General features: G+C 47.3%; 12 protein-coding genes. 2 read left to right on the top strand and 10 right to left on the bottom strand.

All coding sequences use genetic code 11. The features are described 5' to 3' along the window. Window positions 1-16 precede the first annotated feature (16 nt). From NSQ66_RS08160 to NSQ66_RS08150, 3 genes are read right to left on the bottom strand one after another with little or no spacing between them, the layout of a single operon-like run. Complete coding sequence (locus NSQ66_RS08160) at window positions 17-1,597, bottom strand: UDP-glucose--hexose-1-phosphate uridylyltransferase (RefSeq protein ID WP_036680995.1); 1,581 nt, start codon at window positions 1,595-1,597, stop codon at window positions 17-19. A gap of 54 nt (window positions 1,598-1,651) precedes the next feature. Then, window positions 1,652-2,638 carry a UDP-glucose 4-epimerase GalE gene (gene galE, locus NSQ66_RS08155; protein WP_036680993.1) on the bottom strand — a complete coding sequence of 329 codons (987 nt, stop codon included), beginning with the start codon at window positions 2,636-2,638 and terminating at the stop codon, window positions 1,652-1,654. A gap of 4 nt (window positions 2,639-2,642) precedes the next feature. Next, window positions 2,643-3,818 carry a galactokinase gene (locus tag NSQ66_RS08150; protein ID WP_036680992.1) on the bottom strand — a complete coding sequence of 392 codons (1,176 nt, stop codon included), beginning with the start codon at window positions 3,816-3,818 and terminating at the stop codon, window positions 2,643-2,645. Window positions 3,819-4,006: 188 nt separating this feature from the next. Between NSQ66_RS08150 and NSQ66_RS08145 the strand changes: the two genes are divergently transcribed. Then, window positions 4,007-4,903, top strand: a complete 897-nt coding sequence (locus tag NSQ66_RS08145) for an AraC family transcriptional regulator (RefSeq protein ID WP_249267705.1) — start codon at window positions 4,007-4,009, stop codon at window positions 4,901-4,903. 86 nt (window positions 4,904-4,989) lie between these two features. Here NSQ66_RS08145 and mgrA read toward each other — a convergent pair whose 3' ends face one another. The 4 genes from mgrA to NSQ66_RS08125 all read right to left on the bottom strand — a co-directional run bounded on the left by mgrA (window position 4,990) and on the right by NSQ66_RS08125 (window position 8,413). Then, window positions 4,990-5,988 (bottom strand): L-glyceraldehyde 3-phosphate reductase, encoded by a 999-nt coding sequence (mgrA, locus tag NSQ66_RS08140; RefSeq protein WP_036680989.1) that lies wholly within the window; start codon window positions 5,986-5,988, stop codon window positions 4,990-4,992. Between the two features lie 107 nt (window positions 5,989-6,095). Beyond that, the gene (locus NSQ66_RS08135) at window positions 6,096-6,836 is read right to left on the bottom strand and encodes an NAD-dependent protein deacylase (RefSeq protein ID WP_076104932.1); all 741 of its coding nucleotides are present in this window, start codon (window positions 6,834-6,836) and stop codon (window positions 6,096-6,098) included. A 34-nt stretch (window positions 6,837-6,870) separates the two neighbouring features. Then, window positions 6,871-7,635 (bottom strand): HAD-IA family hydrolase, encoded by a 765-nt coding sequence (locus NSQ66_RS08130; protein ID WP_076104931.1) that lies wholly within the window; start codon window positions 7,633-7,635, stop codon window positions 6,871-6,873. Between the two features lie 34 nt (window positions 7,636-7,669). After that, window positions 7,670-8,413 carry an alpha/beta hydrolase gene (locus NSQ66_RS08125; RefSeq protein WP_076141374.1) on the bottom strand — a complete coding sequence of 248 codons (744 nt, stop codon included), beginning with the start codon at window positions 8,411-8,413 and terminating at the stop codon, window positions 7,670-7,672. A gap of 192 nt (window positions 8,414-8,605) precedes the next feature. On the opposite strand from NSQ66_RS08125, the gene NSQ66_RS08120 reads away from it, so the two are divergent. Continuing rightward, window positions 8,606-9,646 (top strand): fucose 4-O-acetylase, encoded by a 1,041-nt coding sequence (locus NSQ66_RS08120; RefSeq protein ID WP_076141373.1) that lies wholly within the window; start codon window positions 8,606-8,608, stop codon window positions 9,644-9,646. Window positions 9,647-9,735: 89 nt separating this feature from the next. Here NSQ66_RS08120 and NSQ66_RS08115 read toward each other — a convergent pair whose 3' ends face one another. The 3 genes from NSQ66_RS08115 to NSQ66_RS08105 all read right to left on the bottom strand — a co-directional run bounded on the left by NSQ66_RS08115 (window position 9,736) and on the right by NSQ66_RS08105 (window position 14,014). Continuing rightward, a complete protein-coding gene (locus tag NSQ66_RS08115) occupies window positions 9,736-10,683 on the bottom strand; it encodes an ArsR family transcriptional regulator (RefSeq protein ID WP_076126345.1) in 948 nt (315 codons plus the stop codon). Between the two features lie 145 nt (window positions 10,684-10,828). After that, on the bottom strand, window positions 10,829-12,223 hold the full coding sequence (locus NSQ66_RS08110; protein ID WP_076141372.1) for a family 43 glycosylhydrolase: 1,395 nt from the start codon (window positions 12,221-12,223) through the stop codon (window positions 10,829-10,831). A 42-nt stretch (window positions 12,224-12,265) separates the two neighbouring features. Then, window positions 12,266-14,014 carry a sugar-binding domain-containing protein gene (locus NSQ66_RS08105; RefSeq protein ID WP_076141371.1) on the bottom strand — a complete coding sequence of 583 codons (1,749 nt, stop codon included), beginning with the start codon at window positions 14,012-14,014 and terminating at the stop codon, window positions 12,266-12,268. Window positions 14,015-14,031 lie beyond the last annotated feature (17 nt).

The raw sequence follows: 14,031 nt of genomic DNA, 5'->3' as shown, positions 1-14,031 counted from the left end.
AATCTAAATTCACTTACTACAAAGCACCGAAGCTAGTTACAAAACGGCGGAAAGCCGCTTGACCTTCTGGAGTCCGTTTGTAAACGCCAGCGTGTTCAAGAATATGCGTAAACTTGATGCCAACTTCGTTCTGCACAATCTTGAGCGCTTCCTCGTGTTGCAGTGCAGTTCCGAATCGCTCCACCAGCTCCTGAATCCAAGCCGCATGCTGCGCAAGAGAATGACTAGGGTCATTCTTCACCGCTTCTAACAGCGCTTGATCTCCTGCAAGAATACCTGCGATGGAATCAAGTTCTTCCTTCAAACGGCCCGGCAGAATCGCCAGTCCCATAACTTCAATCAAGCCGATGTTTTCTTTTTTGATATGATGCATTTCCCGGTGTGGATGAAAAATCCCTTCAGGATATTGCTCATTAGTTCGGTTATTCCGCAGCACAAGATCCATCTCGAAGCTGCCGTCCTCGGCCCGGCGGACGATAGGAGTAACGGTATTATGAGGTTGTACTTCACCGTCAACCTCACTAAAGGCTAGCACTTCCGCCTCTGGATCGCTGTAGGCTTTCCAAGCTTCATAAAGCGCATTTCCGCATTCCAGTAGAACCGCAGGATCTTCACCATTTAAGCGCAATACGGACATCGGCCATTTTACGATATTAATGCTGACACCCGGATAAGAAGCATGTGTAAATGTATCTTCCTTAGGCGCTTTTTGAATCGGGAACGTGTGGCGTCCGCCCTGAAAATGGTCATGCGTCAGAATAGAGCCGCCAACAATCGGCAAGTCTGCATTTGAGCCAATAAAATAATGCGGAAATGATTCCACGAAGCTAAGCAGCCGCTTCAAGGTATCCTTGGTAAGCTTCATTGGCACATGATCATGATGGAATACAATGCAGTGCTCATTGTAATAAACATATGGCGAGTATTGGAAGAACCATTTTTCATTATTCAGGTTAAGCGGAATGATACGCAGGTTCTGGCGCGGCGGATGATTGATCCGTCCGGCATAACCTACATTCTCACGGCACAGCAGACATTTCGGATAGACTGGCGGCGGGAGCAGCCGAGCCATCGCAATTTCCTTCGGATTTTTCTCAGGCTTGGACAAATTGATCGTCATTTCAATGTCTCCGTACGGCGAATCCTGCAGCCAGTAGACATTCTTGGAGATCCGATCCATCCGAATATAGTTCGAATCAATGCTCAATTTATAAAAACGGTCTGTAGCCGCGGAGATGCCTTTTTCAGCAGTCAGACTATAGAATTCAGCATTTACATCCGAAGGACGGGCCATGAGAAGTCCCATAATCTTGGCGTCCAGCAAGTCACGGTAAGTGTCACTATTCTCTGGGATCAATCCGATTTCAAAACCATAATCAATCAGTGCATCGAGTGGAGCCTGCGGCCCTTCCAATGCACTTTGATCGATGTCACCTACAAGCGGCTCACTGAAACCAAACTGTTCGAGCAGCACATTACGGCTATAATCTTCATCGGATGGAGCTATAAGCTGCTGGCGCAGTGCGAACAGAACAAGCTGCTCAATCGCATGTAATGCTTTCTGGCCAGCAGGCGTAATCTTATTCTCGTTGTGCATTTTAATTCTCCTTAAGTAGGGTCTCAAGTTCAAGATAAGCTAACCTAAAGTCCCTTATTCTCCGTATCCTTGCGGATTGGCAGAGTGCCAGTTCCATGCACTTTGAATGATATCTTCCAAATCTGCATGCTGCGGGTTCCATCCAAGGACGCTACGCGCTTTGTCGGAGGAAGCTACCAGCACAGCAGGATCGCCGGCACGGCGTTCTTGAATGACTACAGGAATTTCAAGTCCAGTAACCTTCTTCGCCGTTTCAATCACCTGTTTTACCGAGAATCCAAGTCCATTACCCAGGTTGAAAATATTGCTGCTGCTTCCGCTGCGCAGGTAAGTTACCGCACGGACATGGGCGTCAGCCAGATCGCTGACATGGATGTAGTCGCGCACACAAGTACCGTCTTCTGTAGGATAGTCATCTCCGAAAACAGCGATACTGTCACGTTGCTTCAAAGCCGTTTGCAATACCAGCGGCACCAAATGACTTTCTGGACGATGGTCTTCACCGATTTTGCCACTGGCATGTGCGCCAGCTGCATTGAAGTAACGCAATGCTACATATTTGATGCCCAGTACTTTATCAAACCAAGCCATCATCCGTTCCATGGTCAGCTTAGTTTCTCCATACACATTGGCCGGTTCAGTGCGATCTGTTTCTTCAATCGGCACCTTTTCCGGTTCGCCGTAGGTTGCAGCTGTGGACGAGAATACGATCTTGTTTACGCCAGCTTTTTGCATAGCTTCCAAAAGACACTGTGTACCATATACATTGTTGTCGTAATATTTTACAGGGTCCTTCATGCTTTCTCCGACCAGCGAGCTTGCGGCAAAATGGATAACCGCTTCAATCTCATTTTCAGCGAACAGCTTACCCAGCAGTTCTTTATCACGCAGATCACCTTCGTACAGCTTGCCACCCAGCAACGCCTCACGATGCCCTGTTAGCAGATTGTCGATGACCACCACTTCTTCGCCACGATCCAGCAGCTCCGCTACAGTATGAGACCCAATATACCCTGCTCCACCTGTTACTAAAATCGCCATCTGATTACACTCCCTTCAATTCTTGGACACCATTACCGATGCCGCAAACGTAGAACTCGCCAACCAAACCAGATCTTGTGGTATAGGCTTCACCAACTTCACGAATGAAACGTTCTATATCATCTTCATGTACCAAAGATACTGTACAACCTCCGAAACCCGCGCCAGTCATACGGGAACCGAGTGTACCTGGGATACGTCCAGCTTCTTCAACCATAATATCAAGCTCTGCACAGCTAACTTCATACAAATCGCGCAAGGACGCATGCGAATCATTCATGAACTGTCCAAACTGCTTCAGATCATTGTTTTTTAATACCTCAACGGAATCCAGCACGCGTTGATTCTCTTCCACGACATGGCGAGCGCGGCGTCTTACAATTTCGTCTGTGATTTTATCTTGATGTGCTTCGAACTGTTCACGATTGAGCTGTGCCAGATAAGCTAGCGAAGGCACTTCTTTTTGCAAAATAGCCAATGCTTCATCACACTGCTGACGACGTTCATTGTACTTGGAATCTACAAGCCCTCTGCGTTTGTTCGTGTTGCCGATAACCAATTTGTATGAACCTGTGATGAATGGTACCAAATTGTACTCAAGTGTGTCGCACATCAGCAGGATTGCATGATCGCGTTTGCCGTTAGCAACTGCGAACTGATCCATAATTCCGGAGTTTACACCTACGTACTGATTCTCCGCACGCTGGGACAAAAGTGCAATCTCAACAGTGTCTGTATCGCCGCCTTCGAGAGTCAGGAACGCATAAGCAGTAACGACTTCAAGAGATGCCGAGGAGGACAAGCCTGCTCCATTCGGAATATCGCCATGGAACAGCAGATCGTACCCTTTGGATACCGGGGTGCTTTTCTTATCCAGCTCAACCATTACCCCAATCGGATAGTCAATCCATTCACCAGTTTTGGACTTGCCAATTTCGCTATAATCAATAGAAGCTTCGTAAGGAAAATTAGTCGATGCAAAATTCACTTTGCTGTCACTACGTGGACGCACAATCAGCGTTGTACCGAATTCCAAAGCTGCGGGAAGTACATATCCGCCGTTATAATCCAAGTGCTCTCCGATGAGATTGACACGCCCTGGTGCATAAAACACCTTAGCCTCTTCCTCGCTCACCCCATATTTTTCAATAAATTTGTTGTTAAGTTCCTGCATGCTCATTAATACCACTCCATCCTTTCGCTGCTTCAGCCAGTGGGAATTAGTAAAGCGTTCTTTATGTACTCATTATAATAGATTCACTCATCCTCTGATAATGCAATCATGTGTGTAATGTATGGATAAATGTGACTTCCCATAATATAATAATTACATATATTACTGTTACTCTCTAAACTATAATCCATTAAATGACATTAACACAAGAAAGGCTGTCCCAAATGGAGCATACTTATTCCGTAGGATCCAATCCCGTGTATTACGATAAACAGAACCTTCATGTACTGTTTGCCGGCCAGAGTCAGACACTGCCCATGCATCAAGCTGGACCCAAGATCTATGATTATTATTTGCTGCATTTCATAGAATCTGGCTCGGGTGTTTTCCGTACAGAACATCATAAATATGAGTTGGGTAAAGGAGACTGCTTCTTGATCCATCCGGGACAATTAGTCAGTTACGTCTCTGATAAAGATCAGCCCTGGTGCTATCGCTGGGCAGCATTTACTGGCAGCGAAGCTGACGATCTGGTGCTGCAGACGGGGTTCACACCACAACAACCCGTGGTGACCACAACAGGTGAAAGCCTCATTCCAGGTGCCCTGTCCAGCATCATGCAAGCCTTCAACGCCAACAAAGAAAGTGCCCATCTGACTTCGCTTGGGTATCTCTATCTCATTGTCGGCGAGGCAGCTGATTTGCTCTCTTCCTTCTCCCGTCTTCCCGGAACAGAATCACAGGTTAAGCGTACTGTGAAGCAAATGATCCACTATATGGCTTCTCAATATGCGCACCCGGTCTCTATTGAACAAATGTGTGATACGCTGGGTTATAATCGAGCCTACCTGTCCCGTGTATTTAAGCAAGAGACCGGATTATCTCCGGTGACCTACTTGCTGAAGCTGCGTATTGAAAAGTCCAGACAGCTGCTGCGTGAACGACCGGAGCTGTCCGTGGAACAGGTAGCAGCATCCGTGGGGCTCACCGATGCTTTATACTTCTCTCGCCAATTCAAACGGTTTTGTGCCCAGTCACCGACGGCTTACCGGATGACTACAACGAGACAAGCAGAGAAACCTGAACGTTAGTTTGACCTTTAATTTATAAATCCACCTTACAACAACAGCCCGTCTTCCTTAACTTAAGGAACCGGGCTGTTACTGTGTTCAATACGCTATAGTTCTGTCTTTAGAATCGTTTCAATCCGCTCTAACTCCTCTGGACTGAAATCAGGCTTAGCTAAAGCAGCTATATTCTCTTCAATCTGATCCACTCTGCTTGCTCCAATTAGGGCGGAAGTAACCTTGCCCCCCCGGAGTGTCCAAGCCAGTGCAAACTGAGCCAGACTCTGTCCTCGCGAAACCGCAAGCTGATTAAGTGCACGAATCCTCCGCTGCACCTCCGGTGTAATCCGGCTCTCATTCAAGGCGGCAGACGGCTTGGCAGCCCTTGATCCCTCTGGAATACCATTCAAGTATTTGTTGGTTAACAAACCTTCAGCCAGGGGTGTAAAAGCGATGCTCCCTACACCACTTTGTTCCAGTACATCCTGTAAGCCACCCTCAATCCAACGATCGAGCATAGAATAACTAGGCTGATGGATTAAGAGCGGTGTGCCCAGGCTTTTTAGAATGCTGAGGGCTTCAGCCGTCTGCTCCGCATTATAGTTGGATAGTCCTATATATAAAGCTTTGCCAGAACGTACCGCATAATCCAGCGCCTGCATGGTTTCTTCAAGCGGTGTTTCCGGGTCTGGACGATGAGAGTAATAAATATCAACATAATCTAGGCCTAGCCGTTTCAGGCTCTGATCCAGACTAGCCAGCATATATTTACGTGAACCCCATTCGCCATAAGGGCCGGGCCACATGTTATACCCTGCTTTTGTAGAGATCACTATTTCATCACGATAAGGAAACATATCATTGGCGAGAACTTTACCGAATAGCTCTTCTGCTGAACCAGCTGGTGGACCATAGTTGTTGGCCAGATCAAAATGGGTAATTCCAAGATCAAAAGCACGAGTGATCATTTCTCTGCCGTTCTCGTAATTATCGATCCCACCAAAATTCTGCCATAATCCTAATGAGATTGCTGGGAGCTTGAGACCTGAGTTCCCGCAACGATTATAACGCATGTTGTCATACCGTTTATCGTCTGCTACATATACCATTGCTTATCCCTGCCTCTCATTACACGCTGTTGTGAGCCTACCTTATCTTTAAACTTCTGAGCGTAATAATAATCTGGCAAGAGAAACCAAAGGACAGCTTTTTCCATCTAGCTTAATAGATCCTTGACACTGCCCATTACTTTTCCAATTCGATCTGTAATCAGCAGATCCGCCCGGTCATCATAAGGTGTGGGATCTCCGTTCAGCAGCACCGTACGTTTGCCCCGGAAATAAGTCACCAGACTAGCCGCAGGCTGAACCGTTAGCGAGGTTCCGCCAATAATAAGCATATCTGCAGAGGCAATCGCAGCGACAGAGCCCATAAGCACGGAATGATCCAATTCTTCTTCATATAAAACCACATCCGGCTTGATAATTCCGCCACATTCCGGGCAGCGAGGAACGATCTCAGTCATTTCCAGCAGTTGATCCAGCCCGTAATACCGTGAGCAGTCCATACAATAGTTGCGATGGATCGAACCATGCAGCTCAAGTACACTACGGCTACCCGCCTGCTGGTGCAGGCCGTCAATATTTTGCGTAATCACCGCCTTCAGCTTCCCCTGCTGTTCCAATTCCGCTAGTAGCTGGTGCGCACCATTCGGACGGGCCTCTGGATGAATCATTTTACTGCGGTAAAAATCAAAAAAAATGTCCGGTGAGGACATGAAAAAAGTGCGGCTCAGCATCACTTCAGGTGGATAAGGTGAATTGTGCTGAGTTTGATATAATCCAGCTGCGGAGCGGAAATCGGGAATTCCACTCTCTGTCGACGTACCCGCCCCTCCGAAAAAAACGATGTTGTCACTTTCTTTGATCCAAGAAGCAAGTGTCTGCAATTGATCCATGCTAAGTAGCACATCCTTTCCTTTTATTAGCTGATCAGTAAGTGATCCGAAGCTCATTAAAACCGGAAATGATTACATCTGCGTCTATAAGGTGCTCCCCATCACCACTGGCGGAAATCCCAATTGCGAGGCGAAGCCCTGCACCTTTACCTAATTGCATATCGGCATTACTGTCCCCAATAATAATCGTCTCTTCAGGCGAAAGCCCTAGCTCCCGGCAGGCCAATTCAGCCATTTCAGGAGCGGGTTTTCCGTTTTTCACCCTGTCCCTAGTAACTACCGAATCAAAATAGCCTGCCACATTAAGCCATTCCAAATGCTCTCCAGTGGTCTTTGCCCCATCGGAGGTAACCACGCCAAGCTTAAGGGATGCCGCAGAGCATTGCTCCAAAAAAGAATAAAGTCCCGCTAAAGGCTGTGCCATACGGCGTCGGCGTAATTCGTACATTGCGTTTTTAGTTATGCTTTTCACACGGGTCAGCGCTTCATTCCAAGGAACTCCTGCTGCATATAGCTGCCACGCGAGTACACCGTAACTTTCTTCCTCTGTAGCCATGGTAAGCGGCCCCGCCGGGTCGTACCCTATTAACTTCCCTTGCGGATCATGTTGCGTACCCAGCACCTTGCTGCGCTCTACAATAAATCCCGCTCCCATGATCGCTAGTTGATCTTCCAGTCCGCGCAGCACAAGCTCCGCCCAATTCCCCCAGGTGGCTAATAGATCGAGTAACGTCCCGTCTTTATCAAACAATATTCCAGAGCAGGGAACGCATTCATCGTTAATGTGTAATACTGGCATGAATTGTTTCCTCCCTCTGTTGAATGACCCGTAACTACCTCAGATTTCCCAGCCAATCCAACAGGGCACTTACTGTGCGACTCTGCTGCTCTTGCTCAGATATTGTGGCTTCGCCGTCCCCCTTCTGAGGCCCGTAGCTGCCAAATTGCGCATGATTCCCACCTAAAATTGAACTATAAACTGTATTATCTGGCAGATAGGAACGCCCTTTGTTGTAGCTGTCTCTGTCAATCACTTGATCCTCAGTACCCACAACTGATAACACTGACAAAGTAGTCTCTCGTAGACTGCCCTTTTCATCTGGATAAGAGGCTAAGAAAAATACACCTTCCAGCTGGTCCGTATGCTCAATTGCGTAACGTGAGGCCATGACACCCCCAAGTGAATGTCCACCCAGCACAAAAGATTGCTTCGGATGTACACGAATAATCTCTTCTGCGGCATCCCCCTTCGTTACGGCTAAATTAAACGGCATTTTGGCGATGTAGAAGGGATGCCCTGCAGCAGCGACGCTCTTCGCAAGAGGGGAGTAAGCTTCCGGTTTAACCAAAGCCCCAGGATAAAATATAATCGAGGCGCCTTTAGTAATGGAAGGTTCGAACGAAATCCAATTATCATTCTGTTCGACGGTAACTCCACCACTTGAAATCAGTGCGGTTTCGGCTTCTTGAGCCGGTGCATATGGCGTTAAATACTTCCATATCAGCAACCCAGCTACAACTAAAATAATCAATACAAAAATAGCGACGCGACGCTTAGTTATTCTTCTCTTCAACATGTTCCACTCCCAGATGTTAATGCATATAAAAATTATAGTGGAATCCCTCTATTCTAACAACCTTCAACACATCGCCACATTTCGCACACATGATACGCTTTCTATTGTGACTTAATTCACAATTAAATCAAAGAAAATCTAGTATTTTAAAATTAAATTAATTTGCATACAGCATAATTTGGAGGCTAAATCATGGTAGGGGAAAACTCGCTGGAAACGCGCGGAGAAACCTTTTTTCTCAACCTGCGTTTTATGCTTATTATCACTGTTTTTGCCGGTAATGCAATTGAACCTCTGATTAACAAAATGAGCGGAATACACGGATTATATATGTGGATTTTCAGCTTTCACATGCCACTGTTCGTACTGGTGACCGGCTATTTCGCCAGAAAAAGCCTTGCCGGAACTACCGGCCGCAAAATGCTGCTGCAAATTGGATTGCAATACCTCATTTTTCAAAGCTTATATTCCGCACTCGACGTTTCCCTCTTTCATGTAAGCAACATCCAGCATTCCATTTTCGCACCCTATCTGCTCCTATGGTTTCTGGCCAGTCATGCCTGCTGGCGCCTCCTGATGCTCGGTATGAGCAGATGGTCCATAACCGCTAAGCTCCTCTTCGCTGTAACAGCGGGGGTGGCTGTCGGATATCTCCAGCTGGACGGTGTATGGTTTAGCATCAGCCGTACCTTTGTATATTTGCCTTTTTTCATTATCGGCTATCATTTCTCCTTCGAAACCTTCGTCAAGCTCTATCAGAAATATATCAAAATCTTTGCAGCAGCCGCCTCCATTCTACTCCTTGCCATCATGGCCGCATGGGGGGTAGGATTTCCCTTTGGCTGGTTATATGGCAGCATGACCTATATGCAGCTTGATGCCAATGTATGGTATGCAGGCGTATACCGTCTGGGACTGTACGGACTACAAATTGTCGCTTCACTCGCTTTCCTCGGCCTCGTACCTTACGGAGCGAGCCGCATGACCGACTGGGGGCGCCGCACGTTGTATGTTTTCCTGCTTCATGGTTTTATCGTTCGTCTGGCTGCCGTTTCCGGGATTTACACCTATATTGGCAATGCTGCTGGGGCAGTAGTCCTGCTGCTCACCGCCGTATTATTCACCGTATTGCTGGCTCAGCCGTCCGTTAAACGGCTCTTTCACCCGCTGGTTGAGCCGTCCGTTGACTGGATGATCACCCTTCAGCGTGCCGCCCTACGGCGCACACTCTAGCTTTACATCCAGAACAAACAAAGCAAGGCGGTTCCTTGGATACGAAGATTCGTTTCCGAGGAACCGCCTTGCTTTGTTCATCTCCTAAGCTAAAGTTCTACTTCATCCTGATCCATGGTATATTTTACCTTCATCATAATATGTTGTTCATAATCGCCAAACTGGCGCCCGAACAGGTTAAGTCCGCCTTGATGAACTGCATCAGGGTTGATTCCAATGCGCAGCCGCAATTTAGGGCTCCGGTTAATCAGAAGATCATTTAAGGAAACATTCGACACCTTCTCCATATCAAGTGTCGTCTTTTCATGGTCAACACGCCAGGTCTTGAGAAACCCGTATTGTGTAGATCCATCCCACCACCAGTTCGGATTCAGCTTGCCCCGCCGGTCACCGAAATCACCGGGACTGGTCCACATGCCGATCTCCGATCCATTCACCCATACAGAGATGTTCGAAGGCCAGTTCTGGTCATAATTCGGAGCTTCCGAACAGATCTCCATGGATAATTCCAGCGATTCAATTTGTGCTCCGGAGGGGATATCCATAGGCAGCAAATATTCCAGAAATCCTTTGCGGAGCCAGATCAGCTGGGCGTTGACATGTTTAGGGTGATAAAAGCTCGACGGTTCATCTTCTTTGATAATAAGACCCTCGCTATTAGCCATTCCGCAAGTAGGAGATACCTCACAGTCGCTATAATGGCCGATCGGCATCTCTACTTCATAGACATGAGTTAATCCCTTTGACATCGGTTCTTTCAAATTCAAGGCAATATGAAGATCATCATAATTCCGGCTGCAAACTTTCATTGCCCCGCGTGAAGCCGGAAGCAATTCTGTATGAATTAACTCTGCTGCTTCTAATACTTTAATATTGCTTGCTACCGTCGACACTGGAAGCTTCAGCCTCTCAGCGATTTCAATAATATTTAAGTTTTTGGAGTTTAAGAGCCGAAGAATATCAACCCTAGAACGAGTTGATAAAGCATGCGTTACTGTGACTAATTTTTCCGGGTCGTTTAAGCTAAGTTCCAGCACAAATCAGCTCTCCTTGTATCCTAATAATTATCCTAATCTTACTTCTTAATGAGATGAAAAACAATTACACCTACAAGCCCTTTCACCTAGAAATGACCTCCGGAAAACCGGAAGCCATTTCATATGTCTCTTAGGATTGTTCGATTCACAATGGCTTAATATCAATGAAATCAATTTCTCCGTAACCTTCGCCTTTGGTAAAACGAAGCTTGTTCATGCCTGCCTTCAGTTGAACCCGGGCTGTGGACAGCCCCCAATTCTCCCACCCTTTATTGGTGATATAGAATGGGCTGGAAGGTCCTGCATTGACACTAAGCTGAAAATTCGACCAATTCCCGCCAGCCGTTCCATTCGCCGTTCGAGCCAAAAGAATATACTCGCCTGCGGCTGCCGCATCAACCGAAAATTCCACGTAACTGTCCGGCGTATCAATATGACCCGCCTTAAGCCCACCCGAGCCCTTGGGACTCGAAGAGGCATAGGCATCGCCGCCAAATGTCCCTTTTTCCGCTTCGTAGCGGGTATGCATGGTTTCACCTGAAGGCAAAGTTATCGGAAGATTAGGGTCAACGGGAATGCCCAGATTAGGTGTATGATCAGCATTCCAGCTGAATTTCTGCATCCGCACCTCGCGGTTCCAGCCAGCGTTGTTGTATTTGGCGACATGGTACATGATCCAATCCTCTTGGCCGTCAGGAGACTTAGTAAACGAATGGTGTCCAGGTCCGTAAAGTCCATTGCCTGAGGAAAAGATAGGCTGATTGCGTTTATTCCATGATGCCGGATTCAACAGATCACTGGAGATGTCTGCGGTGATTAGTCCCAGACAATAATCATTAGTCCAGCTTCCGCTTGCCGAGTAGACCAAACTAATGACTTCTCCATTTATAATCACCTGCGGTCCTTCATTCACATTTGGGGAATAATTCGTTTCCCAGCTATACGTTGGTCTTGAAATCTCTACGCGTTCGGAATCAATGGTCCAGGGATTACTCATATGCGCGATATAGAGATTCTGCCGCACATTAACATTCCCCTCCCAGCCGGACCAGATAAAATACAGCTCGCCGTTCACTTGCAGCACAGTACCGTCTATAGCCCACTTATTGCTTGAATCTGTGATCTGGCCTTTGTACTGCCAAGTTCCCTGCATCGGGTCTGCTGCTGTGTTCTCCATTACATGCATGCGGTGGTTTACGTTATCTCCGTCGTCCATCGCATAGTAGATATACCAAGCTCCGTTTATATAATGTAGCTCAGGCGCCCAGATGCCGCTACCGCCTGTGTTGACAACTTTAGTAGGCGCTGCATCAATAGTGGTCAACTGGGCTGACTTCCAGAGGGTAACATTGCCACCTGTTGTTTTGGTGAAATAATAGAAGCCATCTGTATGTTTATACACCCATGGGTCCGCCCCGTCCTGCATAACCACGTTGTAAAAGTCATTATGATCAGAGACAGCTAGGGTCACCTTCCCCATTGGAAGAATAAGAAGAACACTTAAGGCGACCAGACATTTTTGCCGGAAATTCACTTTCATAATCTATCACATTCCTTTCGAATGAATAGTTACGTAGCGCCTCTAATCTTCAATTGCAGCCTTACGCGCATTGATGCCGCGGATTCGCTCGGGGTCGAACTTCGGCTGTCTGTCATAAGTGTACAGTCCATTGACTTCCTGCTCCACATCGTACAGCTGGGTATAGCAGAATCCAAACATCAGCGGATGATCTAATAAAACATTCGTCAACCCCTCGTAGCGTTCGATAAACATTTGCTCTGAGGTCGGTCTGTCCCCATACCCCCATGATTTTTCATCTTTCTGCTGCGGGTTCCACCAAATTCCGCCATACTCGCTGATGAAGTAAGGTTGACCTTCATACGTTTGGCGATCCGGGAAGGTATTGAATACTTCTCCGCCACTTTTCATCGGTTCATATCTGTCCCGGAACGTCTGCGGATTCTGGTCATAGTCATGAAGATCGAAGATATCTGTAGCCACATGGAAGTTGCCGCTTGTATCAATTACTGGACGTGTTGGATCCATACGTTTTGTTACGTCGTAAACAATCTGGAGCACGGGGTTATGCTGTTTCGCACCGTCCCGGTCCCAGGTCTCATTAAAAGGGCACCAGCCGATCAGCGCGGGATGATTGAAATCACGCTGCATACCTTCGAGCCATTCCGGCAGGAAGTGAGTCAGGCTATCCGCTCCAGTAATATTCAGCCCCCAATTGGCATGCTCTCCCCAGACAAGATAACCTAATTGGTCAGCCCAATAAAGATAACGCGGTTCAAAGATCTTCTCGTGAAGCCTCGCGCCATTGAAGCCAAGCCCTATTGAGATTTCGATGTCTCTGCGCAGATCTTCATCAGTAGGAGCGGTATAGATTCCCTCCGGATAAAAACCTTGATCCAGAACTAACCGCTGAAATACGGATTTCCCATTGATCCGGAATGCCATCCCATCCAGTCGTACCGTGCGGAGTCCAAAATAAGAATGGACCACGTCACTCTCCCGTCCCTGACTATGCAAGGACAACTTCAGGTCATACAATCTGGCGTTTCCAACTTCCCACAAGTGAATCTCTGATAGCGGAATCGTAAGTTTTATAGAGGGTCCGGAAACGATCACACTGCTGTCCCCAACGGGTTTGCCGCCATAAAGAGCAGTGGCCCTAAGCGTGTCCCCCGCAGCGTTCCCTTGTACCTTCATTTCTAGGTGCACACAGCCATTGTCGGGATCAGCGACAACTTTCAGATTAGACAGATAGGTTTCAGGGACTTGCTCAAGCCATACCGTCTGCCAGATTCCTGTAGTGCGTGTATAATCACAGCCGTGCGAATGGAACTGTTCACTCTGCTTGCCCCGTGGCTGTCGTCCCGATCGAACGTCGTCTTCAGCATATACAGTAATCACATTACTTCCCGCTAAAAGATTAGAAGTAATATCAAAGCTAAACGGAGTATATCCTCCGCGGTGCGTACCTACGGATACGCCGTTCACCCAGACCTCCGCCATATAATCAACGGCGCCAAAATGAAGGATAACTCTGCCATTTGTCCAGCTCTCCGGTACGGTAAACTCCCTTTTATACCATACAGCAGCCATAAAATCTTTATATTCTACACCGGACAGCTTGCTTTCCGGACAGAAGGGCACAGTAATTGTCCCTGAGAGATTATGATCGTTAACAGGGTATCCGCGCTCCTTCCCACTTTTGCCATGATCAATTTCGAATTGCCACTGGCCGTTCAGATTGATCCACTCTGGTCGAACAAAGCCAGGGCGGGGATATTCAGGACGCGGAAGCGTTGCTTGTTGTGTCATGGTGTAACTCCTTTTAG

Origin of the sequence: Paenibacillus sp. FSL H3-0329 (assembly GCF_037963285.1) — a bacterium.
Lineage (GTDB): Bacteria > Bacillota > Bacilli > Paenibacillales > Paenibacillaceae > Paenibacillus_AQ > Paenibacillus_AQ odorifer.
The sequence above is the reverse complement of the archived record's forward strand: the minus strand, read 5'-3'. Positions and strand labels throughout refer to the sequence as shown.